Below are 21,490 nucleotides of genomic sequence, written 5' to 3' on the forward strand. Positions count from 1 at the left end.
TCACCCTGACCACCAACACCGACACCAGCCAGGCGACGGAGGTGAGCACCGATGAACTGATGCAACTACCCGCCTGACCACCAACGAAGGATCAAAAACGAGTTACACCACTACCAGGGGCTTGACCGTCTGACCGGAGCCCGTCTGTCCCGGATCCTCTCCTTCTGTCGCCCCGCCCTTGTCCCACCGATATGCTCCCGGATCCCGGCCCCCGGCGCTGGTTCGAACAACTGCCGTCGGTGTCGCGCGCCCTCGGTAGGATCAGGCGCAGGTCAAGACCATCTGGCCCGAGCGTCGGTGGTCAGACCCTCCCCATGAAGAACTCGGGTCTACAGACAAACGACCCTCTGCAAGACCCGGGGCTTGACAAATTGGCAGTGACGGTTCATTCAGAGTCCGAGTCGGCTGATGGTTATTTCCGCCAGTCGCTGTGCTTTCACCGACTGGTCCTGGGTTGTGTTCACCACTACCGCCACGTTGTCGCGGTAGACCGCGTACACTGCTCCGCCGCCGGGAACCCCGTACTCACTGTCGGAGCTGCCGCCACGCCCTCCCGACCACCCCTCCGGCTGTGTCGCTTTCGTCGTGGAGTCCACAGGTGCGGCGTGGTTGACTTCGTCCACAGCGGCGCTGTGGGTCGTCATGGACCGGACCCGGACCACGGCCTGCGGAGTTTCACCGTAAGACCAGAAAACGCAGGCAGGCGGGTCAAACCTCTGGTCCAGGGATGTCCCCGTCCACCGTTCACCGGTCGACTGTTCGACGTCGACTCCATCCAGGTAGGGGCAGACGGCATTGCGGGGTCCGGTGAGGTCCGCCGCCTCGCCCACCGGAAGTTCGGAGCCCGCGACCGCAGGCCAGGTTGTCTCGTTCGCCTGCCCCGTTCCGGATGAGAGTTCCGATGCCTGCACGGTTGTTTCCTGTGCAGCAGGGGAGGAGGGTGAACAGGCCGTGGCAAGAGTGAGAACGGCTGCCGAGGTGATGTTGAGCCCGACCCGTAACACTTTCACAGGGCTCTCCCGATGTCGCTGACGAGCGCTGTTTTCCCCGATTCCTCGAATTCCTGCTCCAGTCCGGCGATGATGGTCGCAACACTCTCCTTCCGAACCAGTTCTCTGAGATGTTCAGGTAGGGGAGGGTTTCCGGTGGCAGGTATGTGGAAGGCTCCGTTTAAAGCACTGACGAGCAGAGAGGCGGCCGCGTAGGACCTGCGAGGAGAGAAACCGAGTTCGGCGAGGCGGTCGAGGTGAGTGCGGAAGGGCACCGTGGTGAACCGGGAGACCGGGTCACAGTATCCCGAGACCACCTCAGGGAAATCCGGATGGCGCAGGCACAGGTTCCACCATTCGTCAGCTGCGTGGCGGAGCGTGTCCTGCCAGCAGAGTCCCAGGGGAACCGGGCTGATCTCCGAGAGAATCTCGTCGATACATGCGTCCAGCAGTTGCTGGTGGGAGGGAAACCGGCGGTAGACAGCAGCTGAGGTTACCCCGAGCTCTCTGGCTACTGCGGCGACGCTGAAACTGCCCACGCCTAAACGGAGGGCTGTAGTGACGACATCTGTCACACTGAACCGGGAAGGTCGGCCGGAACGATGTCGGGAGACTACATCTTTAGTCACAGAGAGAATCTTATAGGCAGGGGTGCCCTAAAGTCTAATTGTTAATGTACATTCACTTATATGACATATAGTTTCTTCAAGTTGATAATATAGATGATATGTCATCTGGAAGAGTTCGGCAATTCACTGAACGCTGCCCGCTGCCCGAACAGGGACAGGCGCAGGACCCCGCCACTACTCCGACGGTCGGTAGCCCCCGTGCTCCCCGAAGTACTCCGCGGCCTCCGACAGGATGGTGTCCGCCAGCTCCGGCCGACAGATGAGAATGTCAGGCAGGTAGGTGTCCGCGTTGTTGTACACCAGCGGAGAACCGTCCAGCCGACTGCAGTGCAGGCCCGCAGCCAGACATACGCCCACCGGGGCGGCATTGTCCCATTCGTACTGCCCGCCCGCGTGGACGTAGGCGTCATTGTCCCCCAGCAGAACGCTGACGGCCTTGGCCCCGCAGGAACCCATCGTGGTGAGCTCCATCCCGGTACGCTCGGCGATCTGGACCGCCACCGGCGGGGTCGTGGTCCGCGAGATCACCATCCTTCCCGTCAGATGGCCGGGCACCGCCCGCGCCTCCCCGGTGGTGAAAACCTGCCCCAGGTCAGGCATGCCGACAGCGGCGGTGGTGACCGACCCGTTGACGGCGAGAGCGATGTGGACCGCCCAGTCCTGCCGCACCCCCGCGTACTCCCGGGTCCCGTCGAGCGGGTCGATGATCCACACCCGTTCGCGCTCCAGGCGGACCAGATCGTCACCGGCCTCCTCTGAGAGCACGGCGTCCTCCGGCCGGTGCACTGCCAGTGCCCTGGCTATCCACTCCTGGGCGATCGAGTCCCCGGCGTCCCCCAGTTCGCCGTCACGCAGCAGACCGACATTCCGGACGCCCTTGAGGATCTCGCCGGTGCCCTGGGCGAGGCGGTGGGCGAGTGTTTCGTCGTCGATGGTGGACGTCATAGGTCAACAGTCTAACCGGGCGGAGTGCAGTTGCGGGGTCCTGATCACCGTGAGTTCTGTCCGTTCTGTGCCGGAACTGACCCCGGAGCGGCGCTGAGCGCGCACGGATTTTCCGGCGGGGGTTGCGGCGGGGGGAGAAACAGTGCACGCTTACCGTCCGAAAGTGGTGGGGTGTTAGAATTCCGCGGTCCGGCACCACCCGCAGACGCCGGCGACATCACCGAAAGCCGCTCATGTCATCCAGAATTTCCCGCGCCGCCGCCCTTGTCACGGCCGCCGCACTGCTCACGACCCCCGCCCTTGTCACCGCACCCGCGTCCGCGGCAACTGACCCGAGGATCAGCTTCCGCGACCTCGGCGTCCCCGAACAGGAACAGTTCCCCGGACGCACCGCGACAGTGACCGTCACCCTGCCCGTCCCCACAGGACTGACCCCCACCGCGCTGCGGGGAACGCTGCAGGTCCCCGCCGCCTACTCCCGTGGGGTCATGGAAGTTGTCCAGGACAACCGGGTCCTCGGGCGGGCGACCGTGGAATCAGGGCAGAACCGCGGCAACATCCCCGTCACCCTGCCGCTCGACGGAATCGACGTCACCGGCGACGGGGCCACCGTCCAGCTGCGGACCACCCTGGACCCTGTCGACGAAACCTGGTGCCACGATCCACTGGACACGGTCACCTCCGTCCTGCGTGACGCCTCGGTCAGCTACGACGGGACCACACGTCCGCCGGCCACCCTCGCCGAAGCGCTTCCCCCCGTCCTCGGGTCCCTCACCGTCACCGTCCCGGCGCAGCCGGACGCCAGCGTCACCGCGGCAGCCCTCGAGACCACCACCGCGGTCGCCGCGATGTACCGCTCCCAGGCGCCGGAGATCCGCGTCGTGGAACGGGACCGTGCCGGCGCAACCGCAGCCGACGGTACCGAAGCTGACGGCACCGCAGCCGACGGTACCGGGGTTCAGGACGCCGCCCTCACCAGACGCATCGACATCCCCGGAGACAACGGGCACGGCATCACCCTCGAACACCCGGGCACGCCCGAGGCGACCGTGGTGCTCCACGGCACCGGCGAAGACCTGCTCGACCAGGCCCGGCTACTGACCTCAGGAGACCCCGACACCGGGCTGACAGGACTGCTCGACAGCACCGACGCGCACGCCCGCGACATCCCCGTGGAACTGTCCCCCCGGGCAGAAACCCTGGCCGACCTCGGCGCCACCGCCCTCACCGCCACCGGTACAGGATCCGCACAGGTCGTCCTCGACATCGGACAGGGTGAACTCGGCAGGCTCGCAGGCTCGGTGAAGCTCCACCTCAGCGGCAGCGTCAGCCCCCTGCCGGCAGATGCGCCGGGAGAGCTCACCGTCGCGGTCAACGGCACCGTCGTCGACCGGACGACAACCACCGGTGACAGCACCCTCGCCTCCGGAGTACTCGACCGCGAGGTGGACATCCCCGCGGACCTGCTGACCCGTTACAACTCAGTCACCCTCACCTTCAGCGGTTCCGGGGTGCAGGGATGCGGAACCACCGCGCCCCTGACCCTCCGGGTGGACCCTGAAACTACGGTGACCAGTACAGACGCCGAGGATCCCACCCGCCTCACCCACGGATTCCAGGCACTTCCCGCCGCCCTCCTCCCCGAGGTCGACGTCATCCTGACCGACGGTGACGCCACGGACGTCGACCGCGCCGCACGGATCCTCTCCGGGTTCCAGTCCACCACCGGAGCCCGGGTGCGGCCCGTGCCCGTCGCCCCGCAGGACGCCGGAAGCACCCGGGACTCCGGGCGACCCCTCCTCGTCGTCGACGCCGACGGTGACGGCGGAGACCTCACCACCGGTGAGGCGCTGCCCGTCACCTTCACCGACGGCGTCCTCACCGCCGACGGTCTCCAGGCGGAAACCTCCACCGACCTCGGCGTCCTGCAGACCAGATGGGACCATGACCGTCACCGCATGAGCGTCATCGCAGGGTCGACCGGTTCCCCCGAACTCCTCGACCAGCTGATCGACGACCTCGACCGGGCCACCGACACCGGCCGGGGCACCGGGTGGGCCGACCTGCGCGGCACCGCCGTGGTCAGCCAGGACGACGGTGGCGTCCACGAGATCGGCGTCCCCGACGACCGTCCCGCCCCGGCCGCCGACCCGGCAGACAGTTCCACCCGTTCCGGTAACGCGACCCTGGTCGCCGTCGTCGCAGCTGTCGTCGTCGCCGCCCTGCTCGTCGCCGTGGGCGTGGCCGTCCGGAGGCGTCGTCCGTGATCAGGTACCTGTGGCGCTGGCTGGTGCTGCTCGTACTCTGCGTCACCGGATACGCCAACAGTGTCGGCCAGCTCCTCGCGACAGGGTCCCCCACCGGCATCGCCTACACGGTCGCCGCCGCGTCCATGGCCGTGGTCATGTTCCTCGGCGTGGAACTGCGCAGGCGACCAGACCTCCCGATCCACGACAGGGAGGTCGACTGGATCGTCGGCGTCATGGCACTCATCCTCGCGGTGAGTCTGCGGACCATGCTCGCCCCCCGGCTCATCGAATGGTCCGACCTGCTGAGACTGGACGTTCTCAGCCTCATCGTGTTCACCTTCGGCGCATCGGCCCTCCTGTTCGGCAGCCGGTCGACACTCCGGTTCGGTGCGGCGTGGGCCGTCCTCGTGATCTACAACGGCCCGGTGTATGCCCTGGTCACCCTGCTGTGCGGTGGCGGATGGGCAGGATCGGCGCTGGCCACGACCCTGGGGGTCACCGTGGCCCTCGTCGCCGTCAACGACGGGTCCGCCCGTCGACGCACCGTCGTCGGCGGCATCTCCTTCGGCGTCGGCGCGCTGCTCTGTCTGATCGGGCAGCTGCTCCCCGGGGCAGGCACGCGTGGCGCAGATACTGTCGTCGCCGTGCTGACCTGCCTTCCGGGACTGGCCGGGGCCGTGGTGGCGTCCCTCACCGAGATCCGGGTCCGCCACGCCAGGCCCAGGATCAGGAGACGTCTGCCCTCCGTCCCCGCCGCACGGCTGGCGGGCCTGCCCGTGTTCGTCGCCGCCGCCGTCCTGGCCGTCGCACCACTGCCGCGACCACCGGTGACCTCCGTGACCGAGGACGCGCCCGGGACGACGGCCGTCGCCGTCGGAGTTCCCCTGCCCTACGGCTGGGAACAGACCGGTGAGACCTCCTTCGGCTGGGCGTCCCGCTACTTCGGTGCGGGAACGACCTACCTCCGTCAGCAGCTGCGGGCCACCACGGTCATCCCCGCGTGGGACCGGGAGGGACGCCACCGGGAGGTCATGGTCGACACCCTCGTCCCCGGTGACGAGGACACCTCCGGCCGTTTCGGTGAGGAGGAGTTCTACAGCTCCGTCAACGGGCGACGGTCACCGGCGTACGACATCGACCTCGGCCACGGTGTGACCGGACGGGTACACACCGTCCTCGACGAGGACGCCTACCTGACGACGACGTTCCTCCGGTTCAGCTGGCGCGACGACGGACCCGACGGCAGAGTCCGTCACGTGTCCGTCCTCGCCGTCGACGACCACCGGCCCGGCGCGGCGTTTCCCCTGGTCACCGACAGTCTTACCGGGCTGGCGGGACGGATCGTGACCGTGCTGCTGCGCGGTGGCGCGGCGACACAGAGCACCGTGACCGGAGCCAAGGACCTCGACGTCGTGGCCGCCGTCGGGCGGGGCATCATCGACGCCCGGTGGAAACAGTCGGGCCCGGCGGAACAGGCCGGGCAGACCGGGCAGGCCGGGCAGAACGGGCAGGGGAACCAGGGAGAGGAAACGGCATGACCGCCACCACTGACGAACGGTCCCGCGCGGCGCTGCACGACGCCGTCCACGGACTGCGGGAGCGTACCCCGGAGTTCTCCGCCTCGGTGGTCTTCACCCGGGCACAGAAAGTGGCGGTCGTCGTCCTGCTGGCGGTGGTCGTCACGGGCGTCATCGTCGCCAGGTCGACGACACTCGTCATCCTCAGCGGACTGTCCGTCGCCTGGTACGCCGCCGCACTCATCGACCGGTTCATCATGTTCCGACGGGGACTGCGCGGCGACGCCATCCTCCGGGTCGACGACAGTGAGGCCATGGCCCTCCCCGCCGCCGACCTGCCCTCCTACACGGTGCTGGTCCCCGCCTACGGTGAACCCGAAGTCGTCGGCCAGCTCATCGGCGCGGTGAGATCGCTGGAGTACCCCGCGGACAAACTCCAGGTCCTGCTGCTGCTGGAGGAGGACGACGCCCCGACCATCACCGCCGCCCGGGCCGCCGTGGCGCAGGACCCGGACGCAGGATCCACGGTCACCGTGGTGGAGGTCCCCGCCGCCGAGCCCCGGACCAAACCGAAGGCCTGCAACTACGGACTGCACTACGCCACCGGTGACATCGTCACCATCTACGACGCCGAGGACACCCCCGACCCCCTGCAGCTGCGCCGCGTGGTCGCCGCCTTCCGGCGACTGGGCCCCGAGGTGGTGTGCATCCAGTCCAGGCTGTCCTTCCGCAACGTCCGTCAGAACCTGCTGACCGCCTGGTTCACCGTGGAGTACGACGTGTGGTTCAAACTCATGCTCCCCGGGATCATGAAGATGAACGCCCCCGTGCCGCTCGGCGGCACCTCCAACCACTTCCGGCGTCCTGTACTGCAGAAACTCGGGGCATGGGACCCGTTCAACGTCACCGAGGACGCCGACCTCGGGGTGCGTATCGCCGCCCACGGCTACCGGACGGCCGTGCTGGACTCCGAAACCCTGGAGGAGGCCAACAGTGACACGATCAACTGGCTGCGCCAACGCTCCCGCTGGTACAAGGGGTACCTGCAGACCTGGCTGGTGTACATGCGCCGTCCCGGCTGGTTCCTCCGCGAGATCGGGTGGCTGCCGGCCCTGAGGTTCACACTGCTCATGGCGTCCACCCCGGTCACCGCGGTGATCAACCTGATGTTCTGGTACCTGTTCCTGCTCTGGATCATGGGCCAGCCCACCTTCGTCGCCGAACTGTTCCCCCCGGTCGTCTTCTACCCTTCGCTGGTGTGCCTCGTCGCCGGGAACGCGCTGACGATGTACATGAACCTGGTCGGTGCCCGGGAGGGACGCGAACCGGCACCGCTGGTCGCCGTGTTCACCTACCCGGCGTACTGGCTGCTGATGAGCATCGCCGCGGTGAAGGGCATGTGGCAGCTGGTGTTCCGCCCCTCCTACTGGGAGAAGACCGCCCACGGACTGGAGGAGTGATGCGCACACGATCCTCTGACACGGCCGTCTTCACCGCGGCAGCGGTGGTCTACCTCGTCGCAGGGACCGTTGCGGCCTTCGACGGGGTGTTCTTCGGCGACGCCCTCAGCCGTGTGCAGTCCGCCGCGGCGGTCCTGTTCAGCCGGACCCCGGCACTGGTGGACATCGGTTTCGTCTTCACCCCGCTGAGCACTCTCCTGGAACTGCCGCTGGTCGCGCTGACGCCGTGCATACCGGCGATGAGCGACAGGGCCCTGGCTGGAGTCATCGTCTCCGCACTGTTCATGGCGGGAGCGGTCCTGCAGGTGTGGCGGACCGGTGCCGACCGTGGCCTGCGGACGTCACTGCAGGTGGTCCTCACCGTCATCTTCGCAGTCAACCCCATGGTCGTGCTGTACGGGGCCAACGGCATGAGCGAGGCCCCGTTCCTCTTCGCCGTGGCGTGGGCGACCCGCCGGCTCATGCGGTTCTCCCGGACCGATGACGTCCACGACCTGACCGCCGCAGGTATCGCCGTGGCACTGTCCTTCCTCGCCCGCTACGACGGACTGGTCTCCGCCGCGGTGGCCGGTGTGTTCGTCGGGACCGTGACCTACCTGCGCACCCGGGGTGACAGGCGCCTGGCGAGGGCGGTGACCGACGTGGTGGTCTTCACCTTCCCGGTCGGGGTCGCGGTGCTGGTGTGGTTCGGCACCTCCTGGCTGACCACCGGAACGTTGAGTGTGCAGACCAGCGGGGTGTACGGCAACGCCGCGATCCTGGAGGCCAGTGGCGCGACAGGGTCCGGCGTCCCCGCGGCGACGGATTCACTGGTGCGCATCCTCATGCTCGCCCCCGGGCTTCCGGTCCTGGTCGCCGTCGTGGCACTCCTCGGGCACCGTCGGCGTTCCCCGGAAATGTGGGCGCCGGTCGCCGTCCTCGGCGCAGTGCTGGTGTTCCAGGTGCTCACCGCGGTCACGGGTGCGACCTTCGGACTGCTGAGGTTCTTCCTCGTCGCGCTTCTTCTCGCCACCGTCCTGGGGATGCTCGTGCCGGACCCGGTGGGGGAGGTCGTCCCGCGGCGTCCCGGTCTGCGTCCCACGGCCAGGGGTGACCACCCGCTGACAGGACACCCGGTGCTCGCGGCGACCGGGGTGGTCGTCCTCGCGCTCACCGGTACGGTCACCACAGCGTGGGGGATGACCTCGCGTACCTACGCACCGCAGGAGTACGCGCTCGCGGCGGCGACGCCCCTGGCGTCCGGTATGGACGCCAAGGACCTCGAGGACCGTCGGGCTGTGCTGCGGACCTGGGGGACCGAGCGGCAGATCGCCGGGTACCTGGACTCCCGGGACCTGCCGGAGGGCAGCGTCCTGCTTGACGTGGCCTTCGGTTTCCCGGTGGTGCTGTTCTCCCGGGACCCCTCGGTGTTCACCGTGCCCTCGGACCCGGATTTCGTCACCTCGCTGGACGACCTGTGGAACAGCGGGGTGCGCTACGTGCTCACCGTCCCGCCCGAGGGCCGTGGGGCACAGGACGCCGTGAACCTGCGGTACCCCACCATCTGGGAGGACGGGGCGGGAGTCGCCACCCTGGAACTGGACGTGCCGAACGACGGTGTCGGTCAGCCGGACTTCCGCCTCTACCGGGTCCGGGAGAACCCGCGTGGTTGACTGGTGTCCATGACCGACGTTCGTGCCACAGAACCCGGGGACGATCCCCTGGACCGTTTCTTCGCCCCGGTCGCGTCCTGGTTCCGGGAGGTGTTCGGGGAGCCGACCGTCGTCCAGTCCCGCGCCTGGGATGCCGTCAGCAGGGGAGAGCACGCGCTTGTCGTCGCCCCCACCGGGTCGGGTAAGACACTCGCGGCCTTCCTCTGGGCACTGTCCAGGTTGACCTCCCGCGGGCTGATGCGCGGTGACGGGGAACCGGCCGGCACCCGGGTCCTCTACATCTCACCCCTGAAAGCTCTCGGGGTGGATGTCGAACGCAACCTCCGGGTCCCGTTGGCGGGGATCGCACGGACCGCGGCGGCCGGGGGGACGGACATCTCCCCGGTGACCGTGGGGGTGCGCAGCGGCGACACACCGCAGAATGAACGGGCGAAACTGCTGCGCACCCCGCCCGACGTGCTGATCACCACCCCTGAGTCCCTGTACCTCATGCTCACCTCGAAAGCTGCAGGAACCCTGGTCAACGTCGACACGGTCATCGTCGACGAGGTTCACGCGGTAGCCGGAACCAAACGTGGTGCGCACCTGGCACTGAGCCTGGAACGCCTCGACGCTCTCGTCGCCGGTGCCGGTAGTGACGGTCGTGCCGGTAGTGCCGGAGGCACCGGTGGTGCCGGTGGGCAGGTGCAGAGGATCGGCCTGTCTGCGACGGTGAACCCGGTGGACACCGTGGCGTCCTTCCTCGGCGGCGACAGGCCGGTGACGGTGGTGGCCCCTCCCGTGCACAAACTGTGGGACGTGCGGATACGGTCCGTGGTACCGGACTTCCGTGATCCGCCCGAAGCCCCCGAATTCCCGGAGAACCCCGCCGGTGACCCCGCCGGTGACCCCGACGGTGACGTGCCCGGTCACGGCGGCGAAGGACAGGCACCGGTCGACGACGCCCTGGTCGGGCCGATGCTCACCGGGGAAGGTACAGGAGGAGTCACCGACGCAGGATCCGGGCGACGCGTCGCCTCCGGACTGGACCGCGAATCCGCACTGCCGCAGCAGAAGTCCGTGTGGCCGCACGTCCAGCGCGCGGTGTACGAACAGGTCATGGCGGACCGTTCGACCCTGGTCTTCGTCAACTCCCGCCGCACCGCCGAACGGCTCACCGGTGCCCTCAACGAAATGTGGGCCCGGGAACACGACCCGGAGTCCCTGGCCGCCCCCACCCGCAGGGATCCCGCACAGGTCATGGCACAGTCCGCCGCCGTGCCCGGCGCGCCCGCGGTCATCGCCCGTGCCCACCACGGGTCGGTGTCCAGGGATGAGCGGGCGGACATCGAGGCGGGGCTGAAGGAAGGCACCCTGCGGTGCGTGGTGGCGACATCCTCACTCGAGCTCGGCATCGACATGGGACTGGTCGACCACGTGATCCAGGTCGGGGCACCACCCGGGGTGTCCTCGGCGGTGCAGCGCGCCGGGCGTGCCGGACACTCCGTGGGCGCGGTGTCCAGGTCGACGGTGTATCCGCTGCACCGGGCGGACGCCGAGATCGCCACCGTCATCGTCGACCGCATGCTTGCCGGTGACCTCGAACCGTTGCACGTGGTGACCAACGCCCTCGACGTGCTGGCACAGCAGACCGTGGCGCGGGCCGTGCAGGCAGAGTCAGCGGGGGAGGAGGGTGTGGACGTCGAGGAGTGGTTCCGGACGGTACGGCGGGCCCACCCGTACGCCGCCCTGCCGAGAGAGGCCTTCGACGGGGTCATCGACCTGGTCAGCGGACGCTACCCCTCCACAGACTTCGCCGACCTCCGGCCGATGCTGGTCTACGATGCGGTCACCGGGCAGCTCACCGCCCGCCCCGGGGCCCGCCGTATCGCCGTGACCAGCGGGGGGACAATCCCGGACCGTGGGCTTTTCGGGGTGTTCCTCCCCGCCGACGGTGACAGCACCGCGGGGGGACGCCGTGTCGGGGAACTGGACGAGGAGATGGTCTACGAATCGCGTGTGGGGGACGTCTTCACACTGGGGGCGTCCTCCTGGCGGATCGCCGAGATCACCCGTGACCAGGTCATCGTCACCCCGGCCGCCGGCCACACCGGCCGACTGCCGTTCTGGGTGGGGGACGCCGAGGGGCGCCCGGCCGAACTCGCACCGGTGATCGGGGCGGCGCGCAGGTCATGGGGAACCGGCGGTGACGGGGACCTGAGGTCGGCGTCCTTCCTCGACGACAACACCCGGGCCAACATCGACATGTTCTACCGTGAGCAACGGGAGGCGACCCGGGTACTCCCCGACGAGAGGACCGTACTGATCGAACGGTTCCACGACGAGGTGGGGGACTGGAGGGTTGTCGTGCATTCCCCGTGGGGGAGGTCTGTCAACGCTCCCTGGGCGTTGGCGATCGGTGCGGAACTCAACCGACGGTCCGGTATCGACGCGATGGCGGTCGCCGGTGACGACGGCATCGTCCTGCGCCTGCCGTACAGCGAGAACCCGCCCGGCGCCGAACTGCTCACCGGTGAGGGGGCGGACCCGGTGGTACCCCGGCGGCCGGCCGGGGCCCCCGGGGTGACCGGCTCCGGAGGTCCTGACCTGTCCGGTCCTGCGGAAGAGGTGGTCCACGAGGTCATCGACGCCGTAGGCTCCTCCGCCCTGTTCGCCGGACGTTTCCGCGAGTGCGCCGCCCGGTCACTGCTCCTGCCGCGGCGCAACCCGGGCCGCCGCCAGCCGCTGTGGCAGCAGCGCCAGCGGGCGTCCCAGCTGCTCGACGCCGCACGCCCGCACCCGGAGTTCCCGGTGATGGTGGAGACCATGCGTGAATGCCTGCAGGACGTCTACGACCTCCCGGTCCTGGAACGCATCGTCGGCGCGGTGGGCTCGCGGCGTATGCGGGTCGCCGAGATCACCACCGACACCCCCTCAGCATTCGCCGAGTCCCTCCTGTTCAGCTACACGGGGGCGTTCCTCTACGAAGGGGACTCCGCCGAGCGCGCCGCGGCCTTGTCGGTCGACCCTGCCCTGCTCGCCGCCGTCCTCGGTCAGCGTGGGGAGGGGCTGGAGCTCGACGGGGAGGTCGTCGCCGACATCGTGGCGGGCCTGCAGTGGCTCTCCGACGGACGGAGGGCGCGGACGGCGGAGCAGGTCGTGGACATGCTCCGTGCGCTGGGCCCGCTGTCCCCGGACGAGGTGGAGAGGCGGGTGGACCCCGCCGCCGTCACCGTCGGGGGGCAGGGTGCCCCGGCGGTGCTCGACGAGGTCCGGGCGATGATGCCCCGCAGGGTGTGCGAGGTCAGGGTGGGTGGCGTCCTGCGGTGGGCGGTCGTGGAGGACGCCGCACTGCTGCGTGACGGACTCGGTATCCCTGTGCCCCCGGGGGTCGCCGCTGCGGCGCAGACCGTACCGGACGCCGTGGACCAGCTGCTGCTGCGGTGGGCCCGGACACACGGGCCGTTCACCGCATCCCGGGTGGCGGAGGAGTTCGGTCTCGGGGTGGCCACCGCCGACGCCCTGGCACGCCGGTGGGTCAGCAGCCGGCGCCTCGACACCGTCACCGTGGACGGGCAGGAATGCTACGTGGACACCGGTGTGCTGCGCCGACTGCGTGCCGCGACCCTGGCGAAGGCCCGCGGTGCCCTGGAGCCGGTGAGCACCCAGACCTATGCGGCGTTCCTGGGTTCCTGGCACGGGCTCGGCACCGCCGAGCCTGACGACCTGGCCTCTGTCATCGAACAGCTCGCGGGTGTGCCCCTGCCGGCGAGTGCCTGGGAGACGGTCGTGCTGCCTGCCCGGATTCCCGGATACCGGCCGGAAGACCTTGACGAGCTCATCTCCTCCGGTGAGGTCGTGGTAGTCGGGGCGGGGGCGGCCTCGCCGACAGATCCTCTGGTGACTCTGCTGCCCGCCGATCTCGCCCCGCTGCTCGTGGAGGGCGGTGACCCCGACGGTGTCACCCTGGGACCGGTCGCCCGACTGGTGGCCGACAGGGTCGCCGGAGGTGGGGCCTTCCTGGCCTCCGAGATTGCCCGGGCACTCGGTGAGGACGCCGCGCAGCTGCCCGGCGGGACCGCGCACGAAGCGGTGGATGACGCTATCAGGGAACTCTTCGACGCCGGACTGCTGGTCCCTGACTCGTTCGCCGCGGTCCGGGCCCGCCTGGCCGGCACCGGACTCACCGACGTCGTCGGTCGGGGTCCGGGAGGCGCGTCAGGGTCGAAGGGGGCACACAAGGCCCCCCGGAGGAACCGTGGGAGGGGATCGGCTGCCCGGTTGCGGATGGGGCGCACCACTTTCGCCAGAACAGCCAGGTCCGAGGAGGTCCGGTCGCGTCGGGCGGCGATGGACGCCCATGCAGGGGTCCCCGGTCGGTGGTCGGCGGTCCCGGCACCGTCGTCCTCGGCGGCGGACCGCGCGGTCGCCCGGGTCGAGGCATGGCTGGACCGGTATGCGGTGGTGACCCGGGGTTCGGTCGTCGCCGAGCATTACGGGGGAGGGTTCGCCGCCGCGTACCGCCTGCTCTCCGCGTGGGAGGACAGTGGGGCACTGCTGCGCGGGTACATCGTCGACGGTCTCGGCGGCGCCCAGTTCGCATCCCGGGTGGTCGTCGACCGGCTCCGTGCGATCGAGGAGGAACCTGGCACCCGGGAGGACAGTGGCCCGGTGGTGCTCGCCGCTTCGGATCCGGCGAACCCTTTCGGAGCCGCGGTGCCCTGGCCGGGTTCCGGTGACGCTGCGGACGCCGTGGACGGGGAGGGTGGCGGCGCCGGCGGTGGAGGCGGCGGGTCTTCCGCGGACGGGGCGCGGGGCCGTCCCGGGCGGCCGACCCGTGGGCCGGGAGCGCTTGTCGTGGTCGGTGACGGTCGGCTGATCGCCCATCTGACCAGGGGCGGGCGGACGGTGCTGATGTTCTCCCGGCCGACACTGGCGGATGACGGGGCCTCCGGGTCGTCGGGTGCGGCGGGAGCGGACCCCGGGGACGTGCAGGCGGTGGTCAGTGCACTGTCGGACCTGGTCCGGGAGGGAAGACTGTCACCGGTGACGGTGGAGAGGATCAACGGCGTCGACGTTCTGTCGCTGGGCAGGGAAGCCACAGGGGTGTGGACCGGTGCCGGTGCCCGGTTCACCCCGAAAGGTCTGGTCGTGCGCTGAGGCCCGTCCCGCCCGTGCGACCGGGTACCCTCAGGCGGCATGCGTTCAGAGGAGATCCCCGGCACTTCCGGCCCGGTCGGCACCACCGTCGTGTGGTTCCGCGACGACCTGCGGTTGGCCGACAATGCCGCCCTGCAGTGGGCGGCCGCCCGGGGCCCGGTCGTGGGACTGGTCGTTGACGAGGATCCCGGGGTCACGGGTGCCCGGCAGGCCGGTGGGGCGTCGGCCTGGTGGCGTGGCAGGAGCCTGGAGAATCTGGGTACCCGGCTCGCCGGGTACCGGGTACCTCTGCTCCACCTGCGTGGCGACCCCACCGTCATTGTCCCGGCCCTGCCCGGGATCCTGGGTGCGGGAGCGGTTGTCTGGAACCGGCGTTACGTCGAAGCGCTGTGCCGGGTGGACGCGGTGGTGAAGCAGCGGCTCGCCCGGCAGGGCGGGGAGGTGCACAGGTTCGCCGGTCATCTGCTCACCGAGCCATGGCAGGGCCGTAGCGGAGGGGGTGGGCCGTACCGGGTGTTCACCCCGTATTCGCGGGCCGCCCGGCAGCTCGCGGAGGAGGCGACGGCGGCTGCGGTCGATGATGTTCCGGGCGTCCCCGACGGTCTCCGCGGGCCTGTCGACCCGCCTGCCGCGGTGCCGTTCCCCGCGGTGCCCCGCAGTGCGCCTGAACCGTGGACGGTGACCTTGGAACGGGTGTGGGACCCGGGGGAGGAGGCGGCGCTGGCCTCCCTTGCCGCGTTCACCGGTGATGACCGTTCATCGGTGTCAGGCCGGGAGGGGACCCGTGCCGGCTACGCCGTGGGCCGGGACTTCCCCGGGCAGGACGCCACCAGCCGTCTGTCGCCGCACCTGCGACACGGTGAGCTCAGTCCCCACCGGGTGTGGTTCGCCGTCGGTGCGGCGGCTGAACGGGGTGACCTTCGGTGGGAGGACGCCGTGGCGTTGCGCACTGAACTGCTGTGGCGGGATTTCAGCTGGCAGAGGTTGTACCACCGTCCGGATCTGGCGACGCGGTGCGTCCGTGAGGAGTTCGACCGCTTCCCCTGGCGTGGTGACCGAAGCGGCGGCACGGCCACGGATACAGCCACCGCCACAGAGCCGTGCCACCCGTCCGGCCCGAACCCTGCACTGGCCGGGGATCTCGCCGCGTGGCGTTCCGGGGAGACAGGTTTCCCGTTGGTGGACGCGGGGATGCGGGAACTGTGGGCCACGGGGTGGATGCACAACCGGGTCAGGATGGTGGTGGCGAGTTTCCTCACCAAGAACCTGCTGATCCACTGGCGTCTCGGGGAGGAGTGGTTCTGGGACACCCTGGTGGACGCGGACCCGGCGTCCAACCCCTTCAACTGGCAGTGGGCGGCGGGCTGCGGTGACGATGCCTCACCCTACTTCCGCATCTTCAACCCGGTGACCCAGCAGAAGAAGTTCGATCCTGACGGGGAGTACGTCGGGCGGTGGACTGCGGCAGTTGATGATCCCGGATCCGTCGTGGAACCGGTGGTGGACCTCGCGGTGTCGCGGAAGGAGGCGCTTGAGGCCTACCGGAAGATACGTCAGTGACCGGTGTCGGACTGCCACGGAAGTATTAAGAAATGGTTTATTGTTAACGTTGATTTATCATCTCTGTCATGGCTGATGACGGGATAGACCTCCACGCCTTCTCTCCCCGGCAACTTGCTGAAACCTGCGGCTCCGGCACGTACAGCGGCAGCGACGACGAACCCGGGACGGAGATGCCGGTCGTCCCACCTGAGCCGGCCCCGGCATTCGAGGTGATGCGCGCCCTGGGGCGGTTGCGGACCGCAGAACGCGAGTGCGATGAATCCTCCCGCCGGTACATGCGGATCAGTGGACAGGGAATGCACGCCGTGCGCTATCTCATGGCAGCACAACGTCAGGACATCCCTGTCACCCCGACCATGATCGCCGAACACCTGGGGATCTCCCGGGCGTCGACCACCAGACTGCTGCGGCGGCTCGAGGAGGACGGGCACATCGTCCGCAGGATCAGCCCCGGAGACCACCGTGCCTTCCTGATCGAGGTCACCGCCCCGACCGCGGCAGCCGCACGCTCCAGAGTCGGACAGGTGCACGCGCGACGGCTCGGAGTCGCCGCAGCCCTGACAGATACCGAACGCGCCACGGTCATCAGCTTCCTCGACCGGATGACCGCTGTACTGACCACCCCCGCAGAAACAGGAGAGACGAGACCATGAGCGATCCCGACGCAGTGCTGCTGCTGTCCTTCGGTGGACCGGAGAAGGCCGGGGACGTCATCCCCTTCCTCGAGAATGTGACCCGGGGAAGGGGCATCCCCCGGTCACGGCTCGAAGTAGTCGGAGAGCACTACCGTGCGCTCGGCGGGCGCAGTCCGCTCAACGACCTGAACCGGGAGCTGATCGCCAACATCCGCAGGGCACTGGCCGCACGCGGACATGACCTGCCCGTCTACTTCGGCAACCGTAACTGGCACCCCATGGTCGAGGACGCCGTGGCGCGCATGACCGCCGACGGTGTCCGCGACGCCGTCGTGTTCGCCACCTCCGCCTGGGGCGGGTACTCCGGCTGCCGGCAGTACCACGAGGACATCGCCCGGGCCCGGCAGTCCGTCCTGGACCGGGGGGACAGTCCTCCCCGGCTTCGGAGGCTCCGGCACTTCCACGACCATCCACGGTTCATCGCGGCCTTCGCCCACTCCGTCGACAGTGCACGCAGGGCGCTCGGAGACGCCGGGGCGGACGCCGACCTGGTGTTCACCGCCCATTCGGTCCCCCTCAGCGCCGACAGGCAGGCAGGCCCGCCCGACGCCGGCGGCCACCTCTACTCCAGGCAGGTCCGTGACTCCGCCCGGCTGATCCGCGCGGCCTCCTCTTTCGCACCCGGCGGTGGCCCCGACGCGCGTGCAGTCGGTGACCCGTGCAGGGACGACAGCAGGGACGTCGAACTGGTGTGGCAGTCCCGTTCCGGGCCCCCGGCGGTCCCCTGGCTCGGCCCGGACATCTGCGACCACCTGCGTGACCGGGTCGCACAGAGAAACCGGCGACCGGTGGTGCTCTGCCCGGTCGGTTTCATCTCCGACCACGTGGAGGTGATCTGGGACCTCGACACCGAGGCGAGGGAGGTCGCCGCAGAACTCGGGATTAGGCTGAGCCGTGCGGCCACACCCGGGCCCACCCCCGACTTCGCCGACATGGTCGTGGACCTCGTGGAGGAACAGACTGAAGGGTCCGGCAGGGTCACGGCGTCCTGCGGGACAGTCCCGAACTTCGGCAGTGCCGTTGACGGGGCACCGTGCACGGCAGGCTGCTGCGGGGCCTGAACCGACCACCGGCAGAGAACAGGAGACCAGCATGCCCGAAGGCGATTCCGTACTCCAGCTCTCCGAAAGGATGCAGTGGATGGGCGGACGGACCGTCACCCGCAGTGACATCAGGGTCCCCCGGTTCGCCACCGAAGACCTCGTCGGGCGGCAGGTCACCCAGGTCTGGCCCTACGGCAAACACCTGTTCATCGATGTCTCAGGCAGGGTCCTGCACACCCACCTGAAGATGGAGGGGGTCTGGTCGGTCCACACCGTCGGCACCCGGTGGAGACGCCCCGGTCACACCGCACGGGTGGTCCTCCGCTTCGCCCCGCAGCACCCCGGCGGACCTGAGATCGAGGTCGTCGGGCACAGTCTGGGCTTCGTGCGTCTCTTCGACCGCGGTGAATACGCTTCCGTGGTCGGACACCTCGGCCCCGACATCCTCGCCCCTGACTGGGACGCCCCGGGGTCGTGGACATCGTCCGGCCACGGCGCCGGGGCAAAGGCCGTCGGTGGCCGTGTGCCGGAGGAAACCGTGCCGGAGGAGTCGGTCTCGCGACGGCAGGAGGCACTGCGACGCATCCTCTCCCGGCCGGAGCGGAGCATCGGTGCGGCACTGCTCGACCAACGCAATGTGGCGGGCATCGGAAACGAGTACCGGGCGGAAGTGTGCTTCCTCGCCGGCGTCGACCCGCGGCGTCCCGTCGGCACCGGTGCCGACGGGGTGGACACCGCCACCAGCCTGCTGGACCTGACGAGGAAGGTGATGTGGGCCAACCGGAGGGAACCACGGCGCGTGTTCACCGGCGACCGCCGACCCGGAATGGGCGACTACGTGTTCGGCCGCGCCGGCCGGGCCTGCCGACGCTGCGGCACCCCGGTCGCACAGGCTTTCCTCGGAGGGCCCGACTCCGGCGGAGACGACGGGGAACTCGAGCGGGTCATCTGGTGGTGTCCGGTCTGTCAGCCGGAATGACCTACCGGCTCCGACGGGCGCGGATGAACTCCACCAGGTCGTCGGTGGAGGCGTCCCCGGAATCCACCGGGGTCGTCGGATCACTGAGCAGGGGCAGAAGATTGGACGCCTGCTCCTTACCGAGCTCAACACCCCACTGGTCGAAACTGTTGATGCCCAGCACCACCCCTTCGATGAAGGTGACGTGCTCGTAGAGGGCGATCAGTGCCCCCAGCACCCGGGGCGTGAGACTGTCGGCGAGGATGGTCGTCGAGGGGCGGTTGCCCGGCCTCACCTTGTGGGGGACCAGCAGCTCCGGCACCCCCGCCTCCCGCAGTTCCTCGGCGGTCCGCCCGAAAGCCAGCACCTTCGACTGCGCCAGCAGGTTCGCCAGGAGCATGTCATGCATGCTGGTGGTGCCGTCGGCGGCGACAAGATCCTCGTGCGGGTTGACGAAACCGATGAAATCGGCGGGTACCAGGTGGGTGCCCTGGTGCAGGAGCTGGAAGAAGGCGTGCTGGCCGTTCGTCCCCGGCTCCCCCCAGTAGATCTCCCCGGTCTCCGTGTCCACGGTGGACCCGTCGAGATGCACCGACTTGCCGTTCGACTCCATCGTCAGCTGCTGCAGGTAGGCGGGGAAGCGGGCCAGATCCTGGGAGTAGGGCAGGATAGCATGGGACTGCGCGCCCAGGACCGAGGTGTACCAGACCCCGAGCATGCCCATGAGCACCGGGACGTTCATCTCCAGGGGCTCGGAGGAGAAATGGTCGTCCACCTCACGGAAACCGGCGAGGAACTCCATGAAGTCCCGGGGGCCGATCGCGGCCATCAGCGACAGACCGATGGCCGAGTCCACGGAGTAACGGCCGCCGACCCAGTCCCAGAAACCGAACATGTTCGCCGTGTCGATGCCGAAGGCCTCGACCTCAGCCGCGTTGGTGGACACCGCCACGAAGTGTTTCGCGACAGTCTCGCGGACGGCGTCCGGGTCCGAGGTGTCCGTCCCCAGTTTCTCCAGCAGCCAGCGTCGCGCCGCATGCGCGTTGGCCAGGGTCTCCGCGGTCGTGAAGGTCTTCGAGGAGACGATGAACAGTGTGGACTCCGGGTCCAGCCCCTGCAGGGTCTCCACCAGGTCCGAAGGGTCGACATTGGAGACGAAGTGCGGGGTGATCCCGGCGGTGAGGTACGCACGCAGGGCGGTCGCCGCCATCACCGGTCCGAGATCCGAACCTCCGATACCGATGTTCACGACCTCCTTGACGGTGTGACCGGTCGAGCCCCGCCAGGTACCCGAACGCAGGCCGCGGGCGAAGTCCCTCATGCGGCCGAGCACGTCGTGGACGTCAGCGGCGACATCCTGCCCGTCGACGACCAGGTCCAGTTCCACCGGCAGCCGCAACGCCGTGTGCAGGACCGCGCGGTCCTCGGTGACGTTGATGTGCTCTCCGGTGAACATCGCCGCACGGCGTTCCTCCACCCCCACCGCGCGGGCCAGGGCGGTGAAGTGGCGGATGACCGTGGCGTCCACCAGATTCTTCGACAGGTCGACGTGCAACGGGCCGACGTCGAAGGTGAGGTCACCGGCCCGGCCGGGATCTTCACGGAACAGGTCACGCAGCGTGGTCTCCCGTATCCGCGGGGCCTGTCCGACCAGTGCGGTCCATTCGGGAAGGGACGTCAGAGTCGTCATGTCTGCCTTTCTGCGGGTGGGGCGGGTCAATAGGGGAGAGTGGATGAGGGCACGGGAACTGTCCGCGGCCACCGCCCGCCGTGAACTCCCACGGTAACCTACCTGGGCCCGGTGGTGCCGAGAGCGTCGAGGACGCCCCGGTGCAGCAGCCCGTTGGAACCGACGGCCGAACCCGAATGCGGACCGGGGGTCCCGTCGAGACCGGTGAACCTCCCCCCGGCCTCGCGCACGAGAATGTCCAGGGCGGCGAGGTCCCAGAGGTTCACCTCCGGCTCCGCGGCGACATCCACCGTGCCCTCGGCGACCATGCAGTACGACCAGAAGTCACCGTAGCCGCGCAGTCTCCACGCCGAGTCGGTCAGGTCCAGCAGACGGTCACGCAGCCCGGCGTCCCTCCACCCCTCCAGGGACGACAGGGATATCGAGGCGTCGGCTATGTCTGAGATCTTCGACACGTGCATCTGGTGGGCCCGGTCGGCCCCGAAGGTTCGCCAGGCCCCCATGCCCTGCGCCGCCCACCAGCGCCGCGACAGTGCCGGCGCGGAGACCACCCCCACGACCGGAACGCCGTCGACCAGCAGTGCGATGAGAGTCGCCCACACGGGGACGCCACGGACGTAGTTCTTCGTACCGTCGATGGGGTCGACGACCCACTGCCTGCCGACCTTCTCGACGTCACCGCCGAATTCCTCGCCGAGGATCGCGTCCCCCGGGCGGTGGGTGGTGATCAGTTCGCGCACCCTTTTCTCGGTGGCGGTGTCGGCGTCGGACACCGGAGTGAGGTCCGGCTTGGAGTGGACCTCAAGGTCACCGGCCTCGAAGCGGTCCATGGTCACCGCGTCGGCGGCATTGGCGATGTTCAGGGCCAGGTTGAGGTCATCGGCGTAGCTCAGACTCATGGACTCCAGAATAGGTGGGCGACCGTGCCTGCGCAGGGGCAGGGGCCCGTCAGGCGTGCCCG

General features: G+C 69.1%; 14 protein-coding genes. 9 read left to right on the forward strand and 5 right to left on the reverse strand.

The window, feature by feature from the left end:
• Nucleotides 1–389: 389 nt before the first annotated feature.
• The 3 genes from E0E18_RS12210 to E0E18_RS12220 form a co-directional block, all read right to left on the reverse strand.
• Complete coding sequence (locus E0E18_RS12210) at nt 390–911, reverse strand: DUF2020 domain-containing protein (protein WP_237559822.1); 522 nt, start codon at nt 909–911, stop codon at nt 390–392.
• A 95-nt stretch (nt 912–1,006) separates the two neighbouring features.
• Entirely contained in the window at nt 1,007–1,528 is a 522-nt protein-coding gene (locus tag E0E18_RS12215) for a TetR/AcrR family transcriptional regulator (RefSeq protein ID WP_161972303.1), read from the reverse strand.
• Nucleotides 1,529–1,792: 264 nt separating this feature from the next.
• On the reverse strand, nt 1,793–2,563 hold the full coding sequence (locus tag E0E18_RS12220) for a 3'(2'),5'-bisphosphate nucleotidase CysQ (protein ID WP_110481810.1): 771 nt from the start codon (nt 2,561–2,563) through the stop codon (nt 1,793–1,795).
• Nucleotides 2,564–2,796: 233 nt separating this feature from the next.
• On the opposite strand from E0E18_RS12220, the gene E0E18_RS12225 reads away from it, so the two are divergent.
• From E0E18_RS12225 to E0E18_RS12265, 9 genes are all read left to right on the forward strand, one after another.
• Nucleotides 2,797–4,830: a cellulose biosynthesis cyclic di-GMP-binding regulatory protein BcsB gene (locus E0E18_RS12225; RefSeq protein WP_130841488.1), complete on the forward strand. Its 2,034-nt coding sequence runs from the start codon at nt 2,797–2,799 to the stop codon at nt 4,828–4,830.
• On the forward strand, nt 4,827–6,350 hold the full coding sequence (locus tag E0E18_RS12230) for a hypothetical protein (RefSeq protein ID WP_130841490.1): 1,524 nt from the start codon (nt 4,827–4,829) through the stop codon (nt 6,348–6,350). Before E0E18_RS12225 ends, E0E18_RS12230 begins: the two co-directional genes overlap by 4 nt.
• Nucleotides 6,347–7,789, forward strand: coding sequence for a glycosyltransferase (locus E0E18_RS12235; protein ID WP_130841492.1), 1,443 nt, complete (start codon nt 6,347–6,349; stop codon nt 7,787–7,789). Before E0E18_RS12230 ends, E0E18_RS12235 begins: the two co-directional genes overlap by 4 nt.
• Nucleotides 7,789–9,441 carry a glycosyltransferase family protein gene (locus E0E18_RS12240; RefSeq protein WP_237559823.1) on the forward strand — a complete coding sequence of 551 codons (1,653 nt, stop codon included), beginning with the start codon at nt 7,789–7,791 and terminating at the stop codon, nt 9,439–9,441. Before E0E18_RS12235 ends, E0E18_RS12240 begins: the two co-directional genes overlap by 1 nt.
• Before the next feature lie 9 nt (nt 9,442–9,450).
• On the forward strand, nt 9,451–14,580 hold the full coding sequence (locus tag E0E18_RS12245; protein WP_130841494.1) for a DNA glycosylase AlkZ-like family protein: 5,130 nt from the start codon (nt 9,451–9,453) through the stop codon (nt 14,578–14,580).
• A gap of 39 nt (nt 14,581–14,619) precedes the next feature.
• Entirely contained in the window at nt 14,620–16,140 is a 1,521-nt protein-coding gene (locus tag E0E18_RS12250) for a cryptochrome/photolyase family protein (protein ID WP_130841496.1), read from the forward strand.
• Nucleotides 16,141–16,208: 68 nt separating this feature from the next.
• Complete coding sequence (locus E0E18_RS12255; RefSeq protein WP_110481776.1) at nt 16,209–16,796, forward strand: MarR family winged helix-turn-helix transcriptional regulator; 588 nt, start codon at nt 16,209–16,211, stop codon at nt 16,794–16,796.
• The gene (locus E0E18_RS12260) at nt 16,793–17,899 is read left to right on the forward strand and encodes a ferrochelatase (RefSeq protein WP_130841498.1); all 1,107 of its coding nucleotides are present in this window, start codon (nt 16,793–16,795) and stop codon (nt 17,897–17,899) included. Before E0E18_RS12255 ends, E0E18_RS12260 begins: the two co-directional genes overlap by 4 nt.
• A gap of 31 nt (nt 17,900–17,930) precedes the next feature.
• A complete protein-coding gene (locus E0E18_RS12265) occupies nt 17,931–18,860 on the forward strand; it encodes a DNA-formamidopyrimidine glycosylase family protein (protein WP_066590162.1) in 930 nt (309 codons plus the stop codon).
• 1 nt (nt 18,861) lies between these two features.
• Here the strand turns inward: E0E18_RS12265 and pgi are convergent, their stop codons facing one another.
• The gene (gene pgi / locus E0E18_RS12270; protein ID WP_130841500.1) at nt 18,862–20,529 is read right to left on the reverse strand and encodes a glucose-6-phosphate isomerase; all 1,668 of its coding nucleotides are present in this window, start codon (nt 20,527–20,529) and stop codon (nt 18,862–18,864) included.
• A 98-nt stretch (nt 20,530–20,627) separates the two neighbouring features.
• Nucleotides 20,628–21,428: a histidinol-phosphatase gene (gene hisN, locus E0E18_RS12275; protein WP_066590164.1), complete on the reverse strand. Its 801-nt coding sequence runs from the start codon at nt 21,426–21,428 to the stop codon at nt 20,628–20,630.
• Between the last annotated feature and the right edge of the window lie 62 nt (nt 21,429–21,490).

The organism is Corynebacterium neomassiliense, assembly GCF_900626215.1.
GTDB lineage: Bacteria > Actinomycetota > Actinomycetes > Mycobacteriales > Mycobacteriaceae > Corynebacterium > Corynebacterium neomassiliense.